The 23,353-nt window shown below is 34.8% G+C and carries 19 protein-coding genes; 7 read left to right on the top strand and 12 right to left on the bottom strand.

The window, feature by feature from the left end; genetic code table 11:
* Positions 1–264, bottom strand: a 264-nt coding sequence (locus B9T30_RS16045; protein ID WP_143223219.1) for a 3-oxoacid CoA-transferase subunit A, incomplete at its 3' end; no start/stop codon positions are given.
* Positions 265–546: 282 nt separating this feature from the next.
* Between B9T30_RS16045 and pcaU the strand changes: the two genes are divergently transcribed.
* The gene (pcaU, locus tag B9T30_RS16040; protein ID WP_086185881.1) at positions 547–1,371 is read left to right on the top strand and encodes an IclR family transcriptional regulator PcaU; all 825 of its coding nucleotides are present in this window, start codon (positions 547–549) and stop codon (positions 1,369–1,371) included.
* Positions 1,372–1,736: 365 nt separating this feature from the next.
* Here pcaU and B9T30_RS16035 read toward each other — a convergent pair whose 3' ends face one another.
* From B9T30_RS16035 to B9T30_RS15985, 11 genes are all read right to left on the bottom strand, one after another.
* Positions 1,737–2,507: an OmpA family protein gene (locus tag B9T30_RS16035; protein ID WP_086185880.1), complete on the bottom strand. Its 771-nt coding sequence runs from the start codon at positions 2,505–2,507 to the stop codon at positions 1,737–1,739.
* A 2-nt stretch (positions 2,508–2,509) separates the two neighbouring features.
* On the bottom strand, positions 2,510–3,469 hold the full coding sequence (tagF, locus tag B9T30_RS16030) for a type VI secretion system-associated protein TagF (protein ID WP_086185879.1): 960 nt from the start codon (positions 3,467–3,469) through the stop codon (positions 2,510–2,512).
* 48 nt (positions 3,470–3,517) lie between these two features.
* Positions 3,518–7,336, bottom strand: coding sequence for a type VI secretion system membrane subunit TssM (tssM, locus tag B9T30_RS16025; RefSeq protein ID WP_086185878.1), 3,819 nt, complete (start codon positions 7,334–7,336; stop codon positions 3,518–3,520).
* Positions 7,337–7,398: 62 nt separating this feature from the next.
* On the bottom strand, positions 7,399–8,820 hold the full coding sequence (locus tag B9T30_RS16020; RefSeq protein WP_086185877.1) for a hypothetical protein: 1,422 nt from the start codon (positions 8,818–8,820) through the stop codon (positions 7,399–7,401).
* Entirely contained in the window at positions 8,817–9,815 is a 999-nt protein-coding gene (gene tssG / locus B9T30_RS16015) for a type VI secretion system baseplate subunit TssG (RefSeq protein ID WP_086185876.1), read from the bottom strand. Before tssG ends, B9T30_RS16020 begins: the two co-directional genes overlap by 4 nt.
* Positions 9,779–11,587 carry a type VI secretion system baseplate subunit TssF gene (gene tssF, locus B9T30_RS16010; protein WP_086185875.1) on the bottom strand — a complete coding sequence of 603 codons (1,809 nt, stop codon included), beginning with the start codon at positions 11,585–11,587 and terminating at the stop codon, positions 9,779–9,781. The genes tssG and tssF overlap by 37 nt, the downstream gene beginning before the upstream one ends.
* 11 nt (positions 11,588–11,598) lie before the next feature.
* Complete coding sequence (tssE, locus tag B9T30_RS16005) at positions 11,599–12,075, bottom strand: type VI secretion system baseplate subunit TssE (protein WP_086185874.1); 477 nt, start codon at positions 12,073–12,075, stop codon at positions 11,599–11,601.
* Positions 12,076–12,161: 86 nt separating this feature from the next.
* Positions 12,162–12,665 (bottom strand): Hcp family type VI secretion system effector, encoded by a 504-nt coding sequence (locus tag B9T30_RS16000; protein ID WP_086185873.1) that lies wholly within the window; start codon positions 12,663–12,665, stop codon positions 12,162–12,164.
* A 51-nt stretch (positions 12,666–12,716) separates the two neighbouring features.
* Positions 12,717–14,198, bottom strand: coding sequence for a type VI secretion system contractile sheath large subunit (tssC, locus tag B9T30_RS15995; RefSeq protein ID WP_086185872.1), 1,482 nt, complete (start codon positions 14,196–14,198; stop codon positions 12,717–12,719).
* Positions 14,191–14,694 (bottom strand): type VI secretion system contractile sheath small subunit, encoded by a 504-nt coding sequence (gene tssB, locus B9T30_RS15990; RefSeq protein ID WP_086185871.1) that lies wholly within the window; start codon positions 14,692–14,694, stop codon positions 14,191–14,193. Before tssB ends, tssC begins: the two co-directional genes overlap by 8 nt.
* A gap of 15 nt (positions 14,695–14,709) precedes the next feature.
* Positions 14,710–15,432 (bottom strand): hypothetical protein, encoded by a 723-nt coding sequence (locus B9T30_RS15985; protein ID WP_143223218.1) that lies wholly within the window; start codon positions 15,430–15,432, stop codon positions 14,710–14,712.
* A gap of 382 nt (positions 15,433–15,814) precedes the next feature.
* Here B9T30_RS15985 and tssH point away from each other — a divergent pair, with 382 nt between their 5' ends.
* From tssH to B9T30_RS15955, 6 genes are all read left to right on the top strand, one after another.
* Positions 15,815–18,499 (top strand): type VI secretion system ATPase TssH, encoded by a 2,685-nt coding sequence (tssH, locus tag B9T30_RS15980; RefSeq protein ID WP_086185869.1) that lies wholly within the window; start codon positions 15,815–15,817, stop codon positions 18,497–18,499.
* A 33-nt stretch (positions 18,500–18,532) separates the two neighbouring features.
* The gene (gene tssA, locus B9T30_RS15975; RefSeq protein WP_086185868.1) at positions 18,533–19,651 is read left to right on the top strand and encodes a type VI secretion system protein TssA; all 1,119 of its coding nucleotides are present in this window, start codon (positions 18,533–18,535) and stop codon (positions 19,649–19,651) included.
* Positions 19,652–19,656: 5 nt separating this feature from the next.
* Positions 19,657–21,021, top strand: a complete 1,365-nt coding sequence (gene tssK, locus B9T30_RS15970) for a type VI secretion system baseplate subunit TssK (RefSeq protein ID WP_086185867.1) — start codon at positions 19,657–19,659, stop codon at positions 21,019–21,021.
* A gap of 11 nt (positions 21,022–21,032) precedes the next feature.
* Positions 21,033–21,839, top strand: a complete 807-nt coding sequence (icmH, locus tag B9T30_RS15965; RefSeq protein ID WP_086185866.1) for a type IVB secretion system protein IcmH/DotU — start codon at positions 21,033–21,035, stop codon at positions 21,837–21,839.
* A 12-nt stretch (positions 21,840–21,851) separates the two neighbouring features.
* The gene (locus B9T30_RS15960; RefSeq protein WP_086185865.1) at positions 21,852–22,493 is read left to right on the top strand and encodes a hypothetical protein; all 642 of its coding nucleotides are present in this window, start codon (positions 21,852–21,854) and stop codon (positions 22,491–22,493) included.
* Positions 22,490–23,353: M15 family metallopeptidase (locus B9T30_RS15955; protein WP_086185864.1), on the top strand; the 864-nt coding region annotated here is incomplete at its 3' end. The genes B9T30_RS15960 and B9T30_RS15955, both read left to right, overlap by 4 nt.

Here is a 23,353-nt window from a genome sequence, read left to right as displayed (position 1 = left end):
ATCGAAAACCCAAGAGTCGGATTGGCGTGGGAAAGAACAAATGATTTTACGCACAGCACCAGTTTTTAACAGTTTGGCCAAGCCATAATCGCCATTGCCTGCGTTGTTATTAACGATGACTAAGTCTTGAGTACCCAGCTCAATTAAACCATCAATCAGTTCAGCAGGCTGACCTGCTGTACCAAAACCACCAATCATGATGGTTGAGCCATCTTTAATTTGGGATAAGGCTTCGGTTAATGAGTGAGCACTTTTATCAATCATTAGACAACTCCGTCTGTACGCTGCATAAATAAGGATGAAAACTAATGCTCAGGATGAATAGATAAGCGCAAAATTGAATCACTCAATCCCGAGTGTTTTCATTAGAATTCCTTTTGTTTATTTTTCATTTTTTTTAATTGGACATCTACTATAAAACAGTAATTTTGTGCGATATATGGTATTTAGGTTCGATGATCGAACAATTATTCTAATTTTTGAATATACTAGATGGATATTCAATTACTCTCAATTTTGTTTGATCAGCTAAATAAAGGTTAACTTATGCATGAGGCTAAATTAGAAGATAAGAAAATTTTGCAAAACCCAGATAACCAAAAAAATATTCGACATGAAGATTTTATCGCGGGCATTAGCAAAGGTATGGCCATTTTAGATTGTTTTGGATCTGAACGTCATCGCTTAAATATCAGTATTGCCGCTGAAAAAACAGGAATGACGCGTGCAGCAGCGCGTAGGCATTTACTCACGCTTGAGTATTTGGGATATTTAGAATTTGATGGGCATTATTATTATTTGGCACCTAAAATATTAAAATTTTCAGGTGCTTACCTAAGTGGTTCACAACTGCCAAAAATTTGCCAACCTTTATTAAACTTACTCACCACTCAAACATCGCTTATTTATTCAGTGATGGTTTTAGATGGTTATGAAGCAATTACCATCGCTCGAAGTGCGGCCCACCAACAAACAGATCGGGTCAATCCTTATGGACTCCATTTAGGAAATCGTTTGCCGGCACATGCCACATCAGCAGGTAAAATTTTATTGGCATATCTAGAGTTAGATGAGCAAAAAAAATGGTTAGAAAAGTATCCATTGAAGCGATTAACCAAATTTAGTTGCACAGACAATGATACCTTTCTAAAAATTTTAGAGGAAATTAAAGAGCAAGATTGGTGTTATTCAAGCGAAGAACATGAGCTGGGTGTACATGCACTTGCCGTGCCCATATATGGACCGAAAGGCAATGTTGTTGCAGCATTAAATATTGTTTCGCCTACGACAAAAACGACGAAAGAATATCTAGTTCAGCAGATTATGCCTTTGCTTCTTGAAACAGCACGTGAATTACGTAATGTCATTTAGATATTTATTTAACACTTGTACTGTGTGAAATCAGGTAATACGGAGTGCCATAAGTAATATCAAATGCACTATATCTACTGCAAATGTTCTACAAAAACTGATTCGTGTAGTATGTATAAATGCTGTAGAGCTTATACTTAATGTTGATTGTAAAACCTTAGTGGGTTAGGCCATGGCTAGAAAAACTGCGCTAATGTCTCCCCCCTTGGAAGACACGCATTATCTAATCATCATGCCTCATTTGATCCCAAGAAAAATATGCCAAGTCGTAAAGCTCAGAAAGTAATAGTTGAACAACTTTTTTAAGTCCTGTTCTTAACGCTTACATTTAAAAACAGGACATTTAAGATCTTGAATAACAAGACTTATTGGACTTCAAATTCAATTCTACGGTTTTTCTTACGACCATCAACGGTTGTGTTATCAGCAACTGGTTGAGTTGAACCTAATCCTTCCACCGTTAAATAATCTGTTGGCACATTTTTTTCTGTTAAATACCTTTTTACTGCGGCTGCACGTTCCTGACTAAGTATTAAATTTTTAGCTGGACTACCTGAACTATCCGTATGACCAATAATTTTAACCTTCTTTCCAGCGACTTTATTTAATGCAACTGCCATTTCATCCAAAATTTTGGTTCCTGATGCGACTAATATTGCACTTCCAGATTCAAACTCGATAATTCTATTTTTTAAAGCATCATCAATAATTTTCTGCTCTGCTTGATTCACAGATAACTGTATATTTAAGCGATACGGTATTTGAATCATATTTTGAAAATTTACTGTGGTTGGCTGAATATCATTTTGATTTAACATTTTTCCCGTTAATTCAACCTCTGTACCCCGCACAGATAATTTCCCTTGTTTAACTTTCTTTAAATCTGCTGTAATGATTTTAGTTACTGAATCACTCCAGCCATTGGGTGCAGAAATGGGTTTTACTTTAATTTTATCAATGACTTGATCTGTGCCATAAACACTATACATTTTGGCTAAAATTGCTTGTTTACTGCTTTCATTTGGTACAACACCTTCAACCACAATGGGTTCAGCCAGTACCAGAGAGCTTAAGGATACAAGAGTCAATAAAATCAGGATTTTAATTTTTTTTCTAATTATTTGTAATTTAATCATTTTTAATCAGCTATAAATGTTTGTCTAAAAAGTTTAATACCTTGATTTAAGCTTAGATGGCGCTCACACAAGGACTGTTCTAAGGCTGCGAGTCCTGCATTTTGTTCTAAATAAGGATCAATCCAGTCTGCTTTTGCTAATGAAACCCAATGTTCTGAATCCATTTTTTGAGTAAATATTTCACTTAATGCAATAATATCAGCACCTTGAAATCCAAATAAAAGAACAGGTGAATGGCTATGTAAAATTCCAATGAGTAATTCTACATTTTGCTTAGCAATAAAATAGCTAATTAAATTGACCCAAAACGCGGCTATTTCATAGCAATAACTTGGATTATTAATCGGTAAAATAAGAACTTTTTTTAATCGACTGGTGCCTTGTTGAATAACAGGTTGTAGCAACAAACCTAATCCAATTATAGTTTGAGAAAGTTCATAAGCCGTTATTTTCATCAATTGAGAAAATGAATGAATCGTATGATATTCATAAAACTTAGTGCTTTCTATATGAGTAAATATTTGAATTTCGTTACTTAATTTACTCAATTTATCTAGCAAAATATCAGGATCATGTATTGAATGTATCACCTGATTTTTTTGCAATAAATTGATTAATGTCTGTTTGTAGCTATAGGGGGCATACAAAATATGTTCATATGGCGTATCTACCTCTAATAAATGACTCAGGAGCATCGGAAATGGACGTCCTGAGCTATCTTCGCTACTAATTAAGTTTGCCACCAGAAACTTAGTTTCTTGAGGGTTGGCAATGAAAAAATCTAATGCAGGCAGTTTTGGATAAATACGACTGAAATCTGGTGATTGCATTGCATATTCAAGTGCTTCAGTCATCCATTGATCCATTAATTGAATTAAAGTCGACTGCCCCCGTGTCTTTAAAAAATCTCCATGTGCAGGACATTTCCCATAATAAAGTGGAAAAGTTTTTATTTTATACATAATAACTCTCCCGCTTCTTTGTTGTCCTATTCCGTATTTTTTTATAGATCATGGGCGAGTTCCATTAAGATCAGCGAATACAGAGGTCGCATTTTTTTTAAGCGCTGTAGTAGGTAAAGGTGCTGCTTGTGCTGCTACGACACGAACCGAATTATTATTTACCACTTGATCGACCAACCGCATTCCAATATAGCCACGACTAGAGCCAATATGATCCGAAGCGCCACTGATTAAACGGAAATTTACTTTTACAGCCAAGTTAGGGTTTTGTTGATTTTTCCAAATCATTTCAAAATAGCCACTGTGTTGAGTGCGCTGTGCATTATCAATTAAACGGTTAATTCCATACTCACCCGGTTCATCAAAAATCGTGTGTGTCTGCCCTTCTAAATCGATGACTGTAATACGTGCACCCGGAATAGATTCTTGATTTGGCCACACAAAATTTACCCATTGTTGGACTCCATTTTCATAGACCATACGTTGACCATCAATATCAATGGTATAAGAAAGTAATTGAGCATTTTCTAATGGATAAAACTGGAAATTTGACTGATTGACTGCTGTTGGAGTCGCTGTTTGATTGAGCTCTCCGGTTGCCATTCCATTACTGGGCGCAACATAATTTTTGAAATTTATAACAAATTGAGGATTCAAGCTAATCCCTAAATCCTTCCATGTTTTAGACGTTAAGATATATCCGCGACGGATCACCAATGGATCAAGATAATCTCTGGCAAAACGTGCAATACTGCCATTTTCACCAAAAATTTGTCCAATTTCATTGCTCGTTGCTTGTAATGTCGCAGAAGAATTAAATGGATATTTCTGACTTAAATTATGTGTAAATGGCTGATTTGCCTGTATTGTCCATAATTTATTGATTTCATCCTGCGTTGGAATTAACAAACTATTGAATGATTGGGTGAGTGGACTCATCAATAATTTTTGTAATAACTGTTGATCAATTTCATTCAATCCAACAGACATTTTTTCATCAACTAATTTTTGTGTGCCATTAAAAACAGAATTTTGCTCATTAATGGTTTGCTTAACCAAAGTCATGGCTGTAGGACCAATATCCCCTACACTTTTTAAATCATTAAACTTGCTACGGACCTGTGCAATGGATTGCATGTATTCATCAAGCAATGACTTATTCTGTTGGTCATCTCGCTTACGAACCATTTGGTAGAACATTTGGAATTCTGTTGAAATCACCCCTTGGGTTTGATTCGATGCTTGTTGCGTAATTTTGGCTTTATCATGATTTAATACTTTACGTTTAAACCATGCCACAAAGCCTGTTTGCGAAGCAGCCAATTCTGCTTGAACGATAGGATTATCCCAGCTGGTTTCCTTAGCAATACGATTCATCAAAGAACGAATAGGTGAATTTTCAGGTTCCCCTAAAACGTCAATATTGTTCGCTTGTTGTTTGAAATCATTGGTTTTTGCATAATGAATGCCATTTAAAAATTTACGCCATTCCGCTATATATTCCTGCTTATACAATTGGGTTAATTGCTTACGAATTTGGTTTGGGCTACCACTAAAAGTCAGGTCATCCGATTGTGTGCTGTTTAAAACCCAATCTTTGCTATCTGTTGGACGATTTGCCGCCTCATCAATGGCTTTTTCTATATGTTCAGACCATGCTTGATGGGTAAATATACCGGGCAAAGCATAACTACCGAGTACGGTGTTTTTGTTATTTTGACCGACCAGTTGTTTTATAGTGAGTGCAGGAAATCGAACGGCTGCACGCATTTTAATTTCATTATAGACGCGGTCACGTGCGGGTATCCCTTGAATAATAGATAATAGAACTTGACGAGTTTGATCGACAAGCAATGTATCCGACTCAAGTAATGGAAACTGACGATCATTGGCTAAAGTCATCGCATAGGATAGAATTTGCTCTGCTTTTTGCAGCATTTCACCACGTGGCATTTGTCCACGATTAGAATCTAACCAAGAACGCCAAAAACGTGTCACTTGATCACTTAAATGACTTGAATCCATATATTGCGGATTACTCATCATCAAATAAGCTTTTAAAGCATTATAAGCATCTTGTGGGCTGGTTTCTGATGGTTCTAAATATTGTTGATTTTTAGAAACTTTTTTAATTTCTACATTGACATGATTGGCTTTTAACGTCGCTTCATTATTTTTGATATGTTGTAAATATAGGGCAATATTTTTTTGGGCTGGTTGTAAAATAATTTGTTTCACCCCTTTTAAGTATTCCACTTTTAATTTTTCGCGTAGTTCATTACCTTGATATAAACCAAAGCCAAATTTAATTGGGCGATTTTCAGAAAATTGATCCAGTTGCTGCATTCGGTCTTGTAAAATCAACAAGGCATTTATTTGTGTTGATAATTCTTGTCCTGATTGTTTTTCTAATTGTACGACTTTGTCTAAATCTGCTTGAACATCAGCAATTAGCTGTTGATTATTACGATATGACCATACCCATATACTTAAAATAATGGATACACCTAACAATGCAGTCATAAATGCAAGGTAACGTTGTTTTTTGCGGCTAGGGTTAATATGTTGTTTGACTAAATTTTTATCTTTTAGAATCACCTCTGAAAATAAACCTTTAAGAAAATAACCATGATTTTGTGAAATAGCATTGGTTGGAATACCATTTTCATTATTCATACTTTTCGATAAATGAAAGTCTTGTGCAATTTGCTCAGTCATTGGGCTTTCAATGACACCTTCTTGTAATGCACTGATAAAATAAAAACCACGAAATACAGGCTTAAACTGATATGGATTTTCTTCAAATAAAGTGCCAATAAATGTTTTAAGTGCGGGTTTTAAGCTCTTAAACTCTAAAGGGAATGTCATTACACTGGGTGAAATGTTTTGAGCATAACGTCGACTCAGGTGAGTACTACTCACCCCTTTTAAACCGTCATATAAAGCAGAATAATGCTGTTCAAACAGCTCTACCGCATTATTTTCAGCGTTCGGATCATAAGTTAATGTTGTTCCCCAAACTTGATCAAATTCATTCGCTTCGTAACATTCAAAAAACTCAGTAAATCCTGCAATTAAATCCATTTTGGAAAAGACCAAATAAACAGGTACAAAAATTTCTAAATGTTCGGTTAAGTCTTGAATACGTGCTCTTAAATTTTTAGCCAATTTAAGTGATTTTTCAGGACTTTGGCTAATCAGTTCTGCAATACTAACGATCACAATTAAGCCATTCACGGGTACTTTAGGACGCCCTTTCTTTAATAAACCCAAGAACCCTAACCATTCTGAGCGATCTTCAGCATAAACTGAATAACGCCCCGCTGTATCTAGTAAAACTCCTTCAGTTGAGAAAAACCAATCACAATTTCGCGTGCCACTTAATCCAGATGACACCATTTTTTGATGTGATTCTTCAAATGGAAATTTCAGCCCTGAATGATAAATAGCGGAACTTTTACCTGCAGCAGGATTACCAATCACCATATACCAAGGTAATTCATATAAGGCGGCATTACCCTTTTTATCGCCCAGTTTCGACTTACGAATCAATTGGATGGATTGTCTAATTTGTTGGTTTATCTGTTGTAATTCATCTTTGTCTTTTTGCTGAACATATTCTACCTGTATATTATTTTCAATGGCTTCCGCAAGTACTTCACCTTGTTTGGCATGATGATATTTTTGCATTAACCAATAAATAGCATAGCCAATTAAAGCCAAAATGTAGGCTGTGACCAAAGCCCAAAAAACATTTCGGGGAATAATGTTATATGAGGAAATCAATGCGACTAAAAAAGACAGTGCAATAATGGCTTTAGGATGAGTTACATACTGCCAGACATAACCTAAAATGGTATAAAACATGTGATTCTCGTTATTTTATTAATTTTTATGAATATTTTAAATAAGTTATTTTTAATTTGATTTTATTCAATATCAGTTTGAAAAAAAGCATGCGTTGAAGCTTGATCGGCACTATATATCATTGCGGTAAACTCCTCTGGTGGTAAATGCATGCCTAACATAAAGCTAAAAATTTTTGCTAATGACTGTGTATGTCCAAAACTTTGTTTGGGATATAAAAAATGATGTGTATCCACCGATGTCCGCGCAAAGGTTTGGGTAGTTTTTTTTATGGCTTTAAGATCTGTTGCATCATCTAATATCAAGATAAAAGGATCAGACTGCTCTGTTTGCGTTACAGGATTGGTTATCATCTGATGGAAAAAACTTGATAAATCATCAGCATTTAATGCAACTTTCAGCATTCTAATGACTTCTATATGATTTATTTGTGTATCTTGAGCCGAGACACACCAACTTGAGGCAAATTCTGCCGCTAAATAATGTTCGGTTCCCCACATTTGTTCATCAAGCCATGCTTGATCAATTTCAGAATCGACATTCATCACCAACGATATTTCATCAGGTTGGGTTGCTATCTGGCCCAATAAATTCAACCAGTTTTGATATGAGCTTTGTTGAGCAATAAAATGATATTTAATCTGAATCTGCTGCGAAATAATGCCCAATGATTGCATAAATTGAAACAACATCTCACGGCTAGCTGATTCATCCCATATATCTAATAAGTTGTCTGCTAATAAGACATGAATATTCAAGTAATTTAAACGTGAAACTGGTTCAACCAACGGTTCAAAATCTTCATATTGATCAATTTTTTCATCATTTAAAGTATCCCAAGCAGGATGTATACGATACTGGTAGGCAAATTCCGCATCATAAAAAAGAGCAGATCTTTTTAAATGCTCAGCCACCTGCCATAGAACTTCAGTTTGTTGCTCTAATTGCTGTTGAATTAGAGCTTTAATTCGCAATATACGTGCACTGTCTAAATCAATATCGTCATCATATTGCGATTGTTGCAAATCATTATCAAGTGCTGTAATTCTGTAGGATAAAACAGGTAAACCATAAGCATTGGTCAAATTACCATCCAGTTCTGGACTTCTAAAATTCTTCATTTGCTCAAAAATACTCTCATTTTCACCCAATGCACTCACAGCAAATGAGGAAAAAATCTTTAAAGTGAGCCATTGAATCGTTTCTGCCTTTGTATTATTTTTTTCTTGTTCAAGGTGATTTAATTTTTGCTGTTGTAATCGCATTTGTTGTTGTGTTTCTTTACGCTTCTTTTGATGTTGATAAGCTTGATAAGTTAAATATGGTGAAAGCATTATTAGAGATAATACTGCGGGTAATAAAATAAAATATACGATTAGATCAATACTTGATGGATCGTATTGAATATCCCGCCAATAATAAATAATTGCCATGCTGACGAAGATAAAAATACCACTAAAAGTTCCGATCAAGAGTTTAATCATAAAATATTTCCCAATAATGCATAACATGTTTCTGAGTTATGTTCAGCAGCATGTTTTGGCATTAAAAAAGCCCCCTGCATTAAACCGATTTCTGATTTAGAATCTAAGCACAGCGGCTGTATCTGTTCTTTTTTTAGAATTAACCGCACATCGACCATTAACGTTGGACTACACCAAGTGGATAGTATTTTTTTTAGTTTATTACTCATTTTTTGTTTCGGTAAAAAGCTGAGATAGTCTTTTCTAGATAATGGGCCGACTTGTATTTCAATTTTCCCATCAATTTGTCGAATATTTTCACCACAAAAACTATTCACGCCCAATAGACTGGCATTCAAGCCACCTAGCGTTGTTTTTTGTTCATCTGCTAATTTAAATTTTTCCTCAACAAACTCTGTTATTGTAAAATTAGTTTTAAAAATACAACTCAACATAGTCATTAAAGCATAAGCGGTATTATTTTGACCTTGCATTAGCCCTGAAAATTCTGCGAAATAATCATCTAATTCAGCTTGTTCTTGTTGTGAACTTAGATAGCCATTTAAGGCATGCAGAATATCAAGATAATCATTTTCTGCTTCTATTTCATAACGTATAGGTAAATGATATGCCAAACTTGCATCTACATATTGTGCTGTCAATTTGTGATTAAATAAACTTAGAAAATTAATGGTTTCTACTTTTTGCTGACGATTACTTTGTTTAATTTTATGGGTATAGGTATAAGGCAAAGCACCTTGCATTCCAGTTAAACCGACCATTAAATTGGTTAAATAGATACGTTCATTTTCAAACTTGAGTGTTTCAATTTCAGAAACAGGAAAATTAAGATTTAAAGAACTATAGAATTTAAAATCATTCGCCCAATACCGTGTTGTAGCTGAATAAGGTCTATGTCGCAACAAACGTGTGGCTTGAATAAACTCATAAGATGTAGGTCTTGTAATTAAATTATCAACTACAGAGGCTTCTTGCCACCAACATTCTGCACGCATTGGTATAACTCCTGTTGTGTATTTGAATCCGTTACGACCAGATCGACATAGCTATTCATTTGAACTTTTAAACTAAAAACATGGCTCAGAAGTTGTGTGAAAATATATAGACTGTGTCCCCTAAAAATGTGTGAATCAATGAGTAAACTTACCTTTACACCACGTACAAACAAAGGAAAAGGTTTCGCTTCAACCAACTTTTGTGTCAACGAAAAATCAATTTTTTTAATAGCATCAATAATGAGGTGGTTTTGTTTTAATTTAGGCAAATTATAGAGCTCTAAAAGTTCCTTAATATGACTGATAGCATCTCCTTTCATTAAAGACAAAGTATTGAGTGAAAGATGAGAAATAATACGCCATTGTTCCTTTTTATTTTGCTCAAAAGAATAAGATAGCGTTGGTCTTTTTAAAATAAGAGCATGCCGTGCTAAACTATTCTCATTTAAGTTGAGTATATTATTGGCTTGACTGAGTGCCTCATGTGGTAAATTTCGGTTGGAACATAAGAGCCGAGAACTAATAAAATCAGATTTGGTACTGTGTGGTAACAAATGCTTAGAAATAATGGAATAGCCTGTTTCAAGCAGTTTATTGGGTAATTGGGTTGAATTCAGGCTATAGAAAAATTGGACATCATCTTGCTGATAATGACTCATCGCAAAGAATGGTAAAATAGGAAAAACCACCTGATCTTGATTACTTTTTTCGCGAATCATATTCATTTGAATAATAGAATAGACTTGATAAAATTCTGGGTGATGTATATCCGTGATTAATGGATATTCTAATTGTTTATGATTAATTTTTTGTGGTTCGGCTTGCTTATGAAATAAATTAATAATGGGTGTTGAAAATAGTTTAAAATTCGCAATATTTAATTCTGTATAATTTTGAATACAGGCTTGATCATTTAAATTCAACTTTAAATGAATCAATAGTTCAAATCCATTTTGCTCTTGCTTTAAGTGCTTTAAAAAACTTAAATTCAGATTGAGATAATTAAATTTTTCAGCAAAACAAAAATATTCCATCAATAAGCGATAAGCATGATGGCTGTGCTGATCGATGGGTAATAAACTCTCTTGTTCCGTAAAACCAATCATTTCAAATGGATTATTAATTTCAATAATCTGGTTGCCCATTTTTAATGAAAAACTTGTACTCTTATAAAAAATGCTATCTAAAACTTGTAAAGGAAAATTAGAAATAGCATCCAAATAAATGGCTAACTTTTCATGTATTAAATGGTTATGACTTTGATTAAAAATTTCAAAGCTTAAACTCAAGGTCGCATTTTGATTTAAGTGCATATAAGCACTGGGATTGGTCTTAAAATTCAACTGGCTTAATAGAATAGGTAGTAATCGAACAGCGCGTGTCGTGGTAAATTCACATTGTACTCCTTTAAAACTACGCGACTTCAATGTTGTCGATTGAGGAATCTCATGTACTTGGTTGAGTTTTTTAATTTTATGAATATCTTCAAAACTGACTACTGAACATGCTGGAAAAGGTTTGAGGTATTGAGGAAACATCACCTCAAATAATGAACGTGTGAAAACCTCGTAGCTATCGGCAAGCTTTTTATCAATACGAGCCGCCACCAATGAAAAAGCTTGAATCAAACGTTCAATGTGTGGATCATCAATTTGTTCCTGATTAAGCGATAAGCGCTGCGCAATTTTTGGATATTTTTGTGCAAATTCACGCGATTGCTGCCCAAATTCTTGTAATTGTTTTTCATAATACGGTAACAGTTCTTCAATCACAGAAAGCCCACTTAAGATCGTGCCGAAATAACATATTGTTGTGTTGTTGGTTTTAATAAAGCATCAAAAATGACAGGTTCAAATAAAGGATGAATATTTAAGTACGCATGGATGCTTAAATATAAGGCTCCCATGTTTTGACCATCGAGTAACATTTCGACTTTAATTTGTCTAAGCCTTGGTTCATGTGCAGCAATCGACTGCTCAATGGATTGACAAATTTTGTCCCGATCGCTTGGATTGGCAGTCGATAGCCCAACAAAATCAATAATTCCAAATTGTAAAATGGATTGTTTGGCCAAAGGAAACTGATCAATTAAGTGATCCAATTTAGCCATTCGACTATTCAGTAAATCTTCTAAATCCGAGGCTATGGATTCTCGTAATTCTTGAAGAGAGATTCCTCTATCATGATGATCAGTTTCAGGCAATAAACGGTCAAATAGTGTTGTTCTAAAGCCGTAAGGATATAATTGGTCTAAATTCATATTTTACTTATTTTAAGATCAAAGATAAAAAACAGTGGCTAAGCGCTGTTAACCACTATTTTTTTCACACTGTTTTTGTCACAAGATTATGCAGCGTATGATGCAGTATTATTAGAAAGTGACCATTTTTTAGTCACAGCACCTTTTTGCGTACCATTAATATCTTGTTGGTTATAAGTCCATTCTACTGCCGCATATTTCAAACCAAATGATTCAGTGGGTACTCCTTCTTCATTTACACTGGGTATGACATTAGAAACAAGAACATGTTTCAATTTGATTTGAAGATATTTAATCCGCTTATCACCATTCGCACGGTAAAAATCGATTTGAACTTCATCAAAGGTATAACCCGCTGAACACGCTTCCCAAAGTTTTGGACTTGTTGCATCTAAATCTTTGACAAAAATCATATCTGAATGTTCAACACGTTCAGCAGTATGACCACCTACACTTGATGATGTTGCTGATTTTGGTTGACGCATATTGTGTGCCCAAGAGTTCACTTCTAACCAATCTTTGTGCTCCGTATCACGAGACTCGCCATCAACCTTATACTTTCCTCGAAATTGTACATATATGTCTTTCATTTTTTTGATTTTCCTATTTTAATTTAAAGTTATTATAAAATTGCACTCTTCTTAATGAGAGGACTGAGGTAACTCAGTAACGAGTCGTAAAGAAACGGATAACTCATCCAATTGAAAATGTGGTCTAAGAAAGACCACTGACTTGTAATGCCCAGGTTGAGCTGGGTTTTCTACAACTTTTACAGAAGCTTCACGAAGCGGATATTGTGCTTTTGCTTCCTGAGAGGCTCCATCGTCTAGCAAAATATATTGTGATAACCATTCATTTAGAAACGCTTCAATATTCCCAGCAGAAGCAAAACTACCCACTTTATCTCGCATCATGGCTTTTAAATAATGGGCAATACGAGAAACAGCCATAATATATTGGATTTGACTGGATAAAGCAGAATTGGCATTTGCTGTATCACTATCATATTTCTTCGGTTTTTGTGTCGATTGAGCACCAAAGAACGCTGCATAATCGGTATTTTTACAATGAACCAGTGGAATAAAACCTAAGTCACTGAGTTCTTTTTCTCGACGATCAGTAATGGCAATTTCCGTTGGACATTTAAAGACCACTTCCCCATCATTGGTTTTAAATGTATGTACGGGTAAACCTTCAACCAACCCGCCACCTTCTACACCACGAATGGCCGCACACCAACCATGCATATCAAAGGCATTGGTTAAACGTGTTGCAAAGGCATAAGCAGCATTCATCCATAAATATTCATCATGGTTTTGACCTGAAACAGCTTCAACAAAGTTAAATCCTTCCGTCGGTGTACCATCTTTAGGATGATATGGCAGACGTCCTAATACCCGTGGCATGGTTAATGCGACATAACGAGCATCATCACTTTCACGAAATGAACGCCATTGCACGTATTCTGCCGTTTCAAATATTTTTGAAACATCACGTGGTCGATCAATATCAGTAAATGACTCTAGCCCAAGCATATTGGGGCTTGTCGCAGAAATAAAGGGCGCATGTGCTGCGGCAGTAACATGAGAAATTTGTTCCAATAAATACATATCTGATGGCGTACGATCAAATTCAAAATCACCAATTAAAGTGGCGTATGGTGCACCCCCAAATGAACCATACTCTTGCTCATAGATTTTTTTAAATAAAGTGCTTTGGTCAAAATCTGTCGCACCCTGAAAATCTTTAGTCAGCTCTTTTTTAGTCGTATTTAACATACGAATTTTAATTAAAGCGTGTGATGGCGTTTCTTGGCAAAAATAATATAAACCACGCCATGTCGATTCAATTTTTTGAAATTGCTCATGATGCATGATTTTGCTTAATTGGCTAGAAATTAAAGCATCAATTTCTGCAATTCGTTTATCAATAGATAGAGTCATATTTTCAGAAATAACAATGGTTCCATCCATCACTTCTTTGGCTAATTCTGCAATGAGGCTTTTTGCCCGATGATGCTCTTCATCATTACGTGCAATACGACTTTGCTCCACAATGCTGTCAAGTAAAGTTAATTCTTTGTCATTGGTATAGGTCGCAGTTGCAGCATGAACATTATTCATATTCTGCCTCCACGCTTAACTTACGCACCTGATCGGTATTTTGTAAAACTTCATCAAGTAAGTCTTCAAGACGTTCATTATTTGAAATTTTATTACGCAAATCTGTTAATCGTTCACGTGCTTCAACTAATTTGCGCAAAGGATCAACCTGTAGGACCACATTTTCTGGACGAAAATCTTGCATGCCATTAAAGGTTAAATTTATTGCTAAAGATCCCTTTTCTTCCGTAAGCATATTTTCCACTTGGAAAGCTGCACGTGGCGCAAGAGATGTCATGACCTCATCAATGTTATCTAAATCTACATTGATAAATTTTTTATCTTTTAATTTGGTTTTTTCTAACTCAGAAGCCGCAGAAAAGTCACCCAACACCCCAATAACAAAGGGTAACTCCTTAATTTCTTTAGCATCCCCAACTTCAACATCGTAAGTCAGTTGTACACGAGGTGGGCGGATTCGTTGTAATTTTTTTTGCACACTTTCACGTTTAGCCATGAATATGCTCCTATTTTAGTTATTTTTAAATGAAGAAAATGGGCTTGAACCCGAAGCTGTTGAATTTGTATTTTGTGCTTTTATTGCTGTGGTGGAGGCTTTCACCGATGTTTTTACTGGAGGTATATTTATACTTTTTGCTCGACTAAGCTGCGGTTTTTTATTGTTCGAATAATGAGATGAAGAAAGCTTTTTGGACGCTTCTTTTATTGATTTTTTATTCTTTGCTATACTTTGCATCTCAACTTTAGACGCCGATTTAGATGCTGAAGCATCAAGTATTCCTAGTGATGTACGAATACTCTCTGATAATTGTTTTGCTGCTGGATAGGTCATTTCAGGACTTAAATAACGCAATTCATGATTACGCATATGCTGTAAAGAACTTTGTGCAATGCCTACTCCTGCAAGAAAAGAGACATCTGTAAGTGCTGTATGCTGAATATTTTGCTTGCGTAAACTATCTACCAGTTGTAATGCTTTTAAATTTTTACCCAGTTGTTGAAATCTTTGTGCGGCTTGAATAGACAATTCATTCTTTAATTCAATGTTTTTCTTATTCTTTTTATCACAAATTTGACTATAAATATTGAGTAAGTCTGGATCTGTTTCATCAGTCACCAAAGGATAATCTTGAATACATCCTTTTTTAAGTTCAATTCGATGATCATCCGCAAATGTGAATTGACTCACCATGATCATGACAACTATGGATATAAAAAATATACTTTTATTCAAAGTCTGCCTCTACTCTAATTATTCTAAGTTTAAAATTTAATTATTAGTATGAGCAAAATCACTCTCATGATTTCCCCAGTTTTATTTCAATTTTTTATAATTTCAAATCAACGCTGCGAATTTAACAAAAAATAGTGATACTAAGTCAACAAGAATATTAACAATAACTGTCAATATTTGACATTTTTTATAATTTTTTTGTGTGAAACAGCAAAATAAATCATATATATTTTTTGATTTTTCAAAAAAATGTGTAGAATACGCCAAATGCTTTCACACATAAAAATATAAATCATTGTTTTAAATAACAATTAAATTAAAACTGATTACGTGATGAAAATACAATAAAAATTAATAGTGATTTTATAAAATTGAGTATCATATGAATAATTTAAAAATTTTGATTACAAAATTATCTTCTAGTGCCCGTATAGCACTGGAAAAATCAGCCAACAGCTGTATAGCTCAACACAATTATGAAATCGAAATTGAACATTTCTTTTTAGAATTACTACAGCAAACTACAAAAAATGATTTACAACTTCTTCTAGAAAAATACCAGATTTCGACGAATGATTTAATCGATGACTTAAAAGAAAGTATTTCGCAATTACCGAAAGGCAATAGCCGTACCCCAATCTTTGCCAAATCAATTATTCATTTATTCGAACAAGCTTGGTTATTGGCTTCTGCTGAACAAAAACCAGTGATTCGAAGTGGGCATTTGCTGATTGTTTTATTAATCGCTTCTGATCTTTATCAAATTGCAGTGCGTGCTTCAAGTTTGTTTGACCTGTTCCCTATTGATCGCATGAAACATCATTTTTTAGAGATATGTTCACAGAGTATTGAACATTTATCTGAACAAGATTTAAGTAATAATCATCCAATAAAAGGCAATAATCAACCTGAGCAAACTCTAAAACAAACACCAGCTCTAGATCAATTTACCAGTAATTTAACTGAAAAAGCCAAAAATGGTGAAATTGATCCTGTGATTGGTCGTGAATTTGAAATTCGCTTGCTACTCGATATTTTAATGCGCCGTCGTCAAAATAATCCGATTCTAACGGGTGAACCTGGTGTAGGAAAAACCGCAGTTGTTGAAGGTTTAGCGCTTAAAATTGCCAATAATCAAGTTCCAGACGCTTTAAAAAATGTACATTTACATGTTCTCGATATGGGCTTGTTACAAGCAGGTGCAAGTGTTAAAGGCGAATTTGAAAATCGTTTAAAACAAGTGATTAGAGAAGTTCAAAATTCAAGTCATCCTATTATTTTATTTATTGATGAAGCGCATACCTTAATTGGTGCGGGTGGGCAAGCTGGACAAAATGATGCTGCAAACTTACTAAAACCTGCTCTAGCACGCGGTGAATTACGTACCATTGCTGCCACAACATGGGCTGAATATAAGCAATATTTTGAAAAAGATGCGGCATTAAGCCGGCGTTTTCAAGTCGTTAAGATTGAAGAGCCAACGGAAGCTGTTGCCGTTGATATGTTACGGGCAATGATTCCTGTCATGACAAGTCATTTTAATTTACAAATTGATGATCAAGCGATTGTTACAGCCGTACAATCATCTCATCGTTATATAAGTGGACGCCAACTGCCAGATAAAGCCATTAGCGTACTTGATACAGCAGCTGCGCGTGTTGCATTAACGCAGAATGCGCAACCCGTAAAGTTAGATCAACTGCAAGCACAACGATATAACTTACATCTTGAACGTGAAATTCTGGAAAATGAACATAAAAATCGTCCCATTCATGATGAACGTTTAGCAGAATTAGGTCAGAAAATTGGGGCTTTAGATACTGAAATTACCAATACTGAACAACAATGGAAAGCTGAACTCAAACTTGTTCAACAGATTCAAGCTATAGAACAACAAAAACAGTCTCCTGAATACTTAAATCATAACAAGGAAGCAATCAGTGCCCTTCGTCAACAATTGGCTGTTCTGCAAGGAACAACAGCATTGGTATTTGAACGGGTTAATACACAGATTATTAATGAAATTATTTCAGATTGGACGGGTATTCCTATAGGGAAAATGGTCAATGATGAAATCAAGAAAATTTTAACTTTGCAAGATAAACTTGCAGAACGTGTAATGGGACAAAATTATGCTTTGCATCAACTTGTACAAGGTATTCAAACATCTAAAGCAAAACTTGAAGACCCAAATAAACCACAAGGCGTATTTTTATTGGTTGGCCCGAGTGGCGTAGGTAAAACAGAAACAGCTCTAGCACTTGCCGAGGAATTATATGGTGGAGAATCTCATTTAATTACGATCAATATGTCTGAATATCAGGAAGCACATACAGTCTCTGCATTAAAGGGAGCGCCTCCTGGCTATATTGGTTATGGTCAAGGGGGTATTTTAACCGAAGCTGTTCGTCGTAATCCATATAGTGTTGTATTGTTAGATGAAATTGAAAAAGCGCATAGTGATGTTCAAGAACTATTTTATCAAGTTTTCGATAAAGGGATGCTTGAAGATGGTGAAGGTCGTTTAATCGACTTTAAAAACACCACCATTCTTTTAACCTCTAATGTCGGTTCAAATGCAATTATGCAAGCCTGTTTAAACTTACCTGTTCAGGAATGGCCAACAGCAGAAGTATTAATTGATCAATTGAAACCTAATTTATATCAAAAATTTAAACCTGCATTTTTAGGTCGTATGCGTGTCGTACCGTACTTTCCTTTACATGATGATTTACTGGCACGTATTATTAAGTATAAATTAGCTAAAATTACGACTCGTTTAGAAAAACAATACGCTAGCAAAGTGACCCACAGTGAAGCACTGATTGAATTACTCCTCAGCCGTTGTACTGAAGTTGATAGTGGTGCACGTAATGTAGACCATATTCTGAATTCTTCAGTATTACCTGCTTTAGCAACGAAAATTTTAGTTTGCTTAGCAGAACAAAAATTACCAAAACAAATATTTATTGATGTTCAGGCCGATGAAATTATCTATCAACTCGATCCTGTCATGAAAACCATAAAAAAACGTAGCACTAATAAAATTAAAGCTATAGAAGCATAAATTAAAATTTATAAAATAGTATAAAGGCATAATATGAGTTTAAAGCTCGAACCATTATTAAAAGTCATCTCAGATGAAGCCCCTTGCGGGATGGATTATTCATTTTCAAATGAATTTCATGCGATAAAAAAAGCAAAATCTCAAGATGATCCATTGCTAGATCAAGGTGATTGGATTGCGGAACCGAAACTGGCCGATTGGCAGTTTGTAAATACGAAATCCATTGAGCTATTAACTGAGAAAACCAAAGATATTCGGTTATATAGTTGGTTAATTGAAGCATGGTCAAACCTATACGGTTTTGCAGGCATAGCTAAAGGTCTAGAACTTACCCATCTTAGCTTAAGTGGTTTTTGGGCATTATTACATCCAGAAATTGAAGATGATGATTTAGATCAACGTCTAGGATTGCTACAAGGGTTAATTAATCAATTACCGATATTAATTAAGAGTATTCCAATTTCAAATGCTTTGCCTTTTTATTCTTTAATTGATTATGACGGCTTATTACATCAACAAAATTTATGCCGTAAACAGACTGAAGATCATGATCAAGTCCAAGCGAATGCATCAATTGAGCAATTTGAACAAGCTCTGATTAATACGTCAAAATCTTTTCAATATCAAAGTTATCAAGATTTTTTAGCAATTTTAAACCAGTGGGACATTTTAAAAAATGTACTGAATGGCTTAATGAACATAGATGCACCCAGTTTTGCATCCATAGATTCACAATTGGAATCGATCCATAGCAGTTTAAAAAAAATATATAAAACTGATGCGATTGGCTTACAAGAAATTGTGCTAAATCAATCTACGCCTATTCTTACAACAGCCATATCGACCGAAACGATTCAAACACCTCTTGATCAAGTAGCCACAACGAAACCACAAAACTTTCAACCACAGGCTCAAAATCATTTGAAAAATCGTGAACAAGCTATGCATGTTTTACAAGAGATTGCCGATTATTTCAAAGTTAATGAACCTCATAGCCCTGTGAGCTACATGCTACAAAAAACCATTCAATGGAGTCAGCTACCACTGCATGAATGGCTAGCGCAAGTGATTAAAAATGAAAATCCTTTAGAAATGGTACATGAGCTTTTGGGTGTGCAAAAAAATATGAATGATACAAATAACGATGGGTAAATTTAATGTTTAAAGCAGAAAAAATTCTTTGGGGCGAAGGTTTATTTTTACGTCCACAACATTTTCAATTACAAGATGCCTATCATGAACAGCGCTTGAATCATATCATTCGTGCAACCATTCCCTTTTCGTATGGCGTGCAATCGATTGCATTTGATGAAGTGCAATTAAACACCCATGTTTTGGCTTTAGAAAAAGTGGAGATGATTTGGCAAGATGGCGAGATTTACCAAGCACCTGCACGTGATTTATTACCCAAGCCGATTCAGCTTGATGATTTAAATCTACGCGGTGAAATGACGGTTTATTTGGCTTTACCAATTATTCAACCGCACAAAAAAAATATTTCTTATGATGAAAGTGCTCAACCGAGCCGTTATCACTCACATTTAACAGAAACTCATGATTTATTTACCGATGCAACTGTAGCAGATATCACCTTATTAAGGCGCCGTGCAGAATTTAAAATTTTTGAATCCAGTATTGAACCGAATAATGAACTAGATGGTTTCTTATATTTGCCAGTGGCTAAAGTGAAGCGTCAAAGTTCAGGCAGTTTTGAATTAGACCATAAATTTATTCCGCCGATCTTGCATATTGCAGCATGTGAAACGCTCATTTCAGCGTTAAAACGCACTCTAAATATAATTAAGGCAAAAATTAAAACCATTCAAACCAATAATCGTGAGAATGAACAAAAAATCATTGAATTTCGCTCAGGAGATATTGTTTCTTTTTGGTTAGTTAATGCCTTGAATACGGCACATGCAACATTGAATCATCTTTTGCAATATCCACATATTCATCCAGAACGATTATTTTTTGAATTATTACGTTTGACGGGATCGCTGCTTACCTTTTCTACTGCTTATGAAGTCGACCAATTACCTGTTTATAAACATCATTCTTTACAAGAAAGCTTTTCACAATTAGATCTTATTTTACGGGATTTACTCGATACGATTATTTCAAATCGCTATATCAGTATTGCTTTAAAAGAAGTTAAACCATCTTATTGGCTAGGAAGTCTAGAATCAGACAAAATTACGCGAGACACACGACTTTATATTGCAGTTTCAAGTGGCATGATGAAGTCTCATGACCTTATTCAATTGGTTCCTCTTCGCTTTAAAGTGGGCAACTCAGTAGATGTTGAACAACGTGTTGTTGCGGCACTTCCTGTAATTCCTTTACAGCACTTAATGCAAGTTCCTACCGCAATTCCGATCCGTTCTGGTGTGAGCTACTTTGAAATTGAACCCAATAATGAATTGTATCAACGAATGCTCGATGCTCAATCAATTTGTATTTATATCCCCGCAGGTTTCCAAGATATTTCAATTGAACTTATTGCGATAATCAATAGCTAAGGAAGCAGGCAATGAATATAAATAATACGGTACATTCGCTTTTTGAAGATGGATTGATTGGTATAGGCCTAAACCCTGCATTAGCACAATCAAAAATGAGTAGTGCAACCAATCTTATTGATTTATTGCATGATGGTTTCTATATTGTTTTTTTATTGAAGCAGCAATATATTCCGTCTAATGTTGATGAATTTCGGGATAAAATTTTAAACTTATTAAATCGCTTTGAAAATCAAGCACGAAAACTACAATTTTCGGCTGATGATATTCATGATGCAAAATATGCCTATTGCGCATTACTTGATGAAACAATCGTCACCCAACAAAGTGCTCAATTCTTTGATTTACAAAATAATTGGATGATTAGTCCATTACAGTTAAGCCTTTTTGGTTCACAACTTGCTGGCTATCGTTTTTTTGAAATATTAGAATCTCTTCGTAGCCAAGGTAAAGATCGATTAGCTGCTTTAGAGGTTTTTCATTACTGTATGTTACTTGGCTTTTATGGAAAATTCCGCATAGAGTCTATAGAAAATCTAAATCATCTGGTGATCCGTGTAAGTGATGAAATTGACTTTTTAAAAGGTAAAAAACCTTCTTTCTCGCCATTTTCAGCTTTACCTGATCATATTAAACATATTATTCATCGTGAATTACCATTTTTTTGGATTTTAATATTTTTGATTCTTTTTGCTTTGTTGTCATTTATTGGCTTAAATTTTATGCTTTTAAAGCAGAATGATCAGGCACTTTCTAAATATCAAAATATTATTAGTCCACCTATAGAACAAGCCTATATCACGATCTATTTACCATAAAGAAAATAAAAAATGGCAAACAATAAACAAAGGTCTTTAAGACTATTACAACCTGTAAAAAAGAGAAATAACTTACTCGTTTGGTATGGCGTTTCAGGCTTCTTTATTGGTGCTATTTTTAGCTTAATTACCGGCTATATTTATTTAAATAGTCATGAAATTCAAAAACCATTAGCAGTAATCAATACACATCCTTCTGAACAAAAATTTTTAGAGGAACATGATGATTCTGTTGCTAGCATTTTAGAAAAAGATCCAGCTCAACAGGAGATTACTCATAATGATTCATCTCTTAAAGATGAAAATCTTGAGCATACTGCTGAGTTTCCACAGCCTCAAAATATGGATTTGAATCAGGCTTTTTCACATCATCGTGATCCGAAAAAAATGACTTCAAATTTAAATAATTTAAAGGAAACAGTTAAAGAACATCAAATTACTGCAAAAAATAGTGCTGATTCCAAGGTAGTACTAAAAACAGAAACAGCTAAATTAACATCAGCGAATAAAGCATTAACAGCACAAGACAGAGAAAAAGAAAATCTGCTACTTAAAGAAAATACTATTGTAGTAAATGAAACCCCTCAAGCTTCTGTGCAAATTACAGTAACGAGAACACCAATCATCTCGAAAGAAACCGCCGTGTCTCCATGATTATTGCTATTTTTATTGGTTTTATTTTTGTTTCAAGCAGTTTGGCCTTATTATTTTCTTATGAATTACGTCATAAAGTACAAGATTTTTTTGTCATTCTTATTCCACAAAGTAAGAAGCAACTTCATTGTGCTAAACAGTTTATCCAACAACTCAATGATGCCGCTGCACCTGAGCAAGTTCAATCGCACTGGCATTTACAGCAATGGTGGATTCTTATTTCTGGCTTTTTGTTATTTAGCAGTATTTTAATTTTTGCTTTTACACGACCCATTAATCCCACCAAAATTGAAGCTGACTATTTAAGAGACGTTGATCCTCAAATTTATAGCTTGCTTGATGGACAAATGCTGTCCCCGCCAGCTGAAGTAAATGCATCGTTAATTGAAGAAGCAATTATGGCTGAAAGCCAGCTTGATACACAACATAGTGTGCAGGCTGAAACATTTAATCCCAATATTGAAGATCTGCATATGCAACATTCAAACAGTGATATTGCTTCGGCTGATCGTAAATGGCATAAAATGAATCCGCGTTATAAACAGCGTTTACTCATGGTCTTTAAAATTATGCAAAAACGTCATGGTTATGAAATGGTTTTATTAGAGGGTTATCGCAGTCCAGAACGTCAAAATTTATTGGCGGGTAATCGTCATATTACCCGTGCCAAAGGTTTCCAAAGCTATCATCAATTTGGTTTGGCTGCCGATATTGCATTTAAGCGTAATGGTAAAGTGGTTATTTCAGAACGTAATCCAGAAGTTATGAAAGGCTACCAATTATATGGTGAAGTTGCTGAATCTGTGGGTTTAACTTGGGGTGGTCGCTGGAAGTCCATTCAAGATTATGGTCATACTGAA

The organism is Acinetobacter sp. ANC 4973, from assembly GCF_002135275.1.
GTDB classification, from domain to species: domain Bacteria; phylum Pseudomonadota; class Gammaproteobacteria; order Pseudomonadales; family Moraxellaceae; genus Acinetobacter; species Acinetobacter kyonggiensis.
Note: the sequence above shows the minus strand (reverse complement) of the source record. Positions and strands in the feature narration are given on the sequence as shown.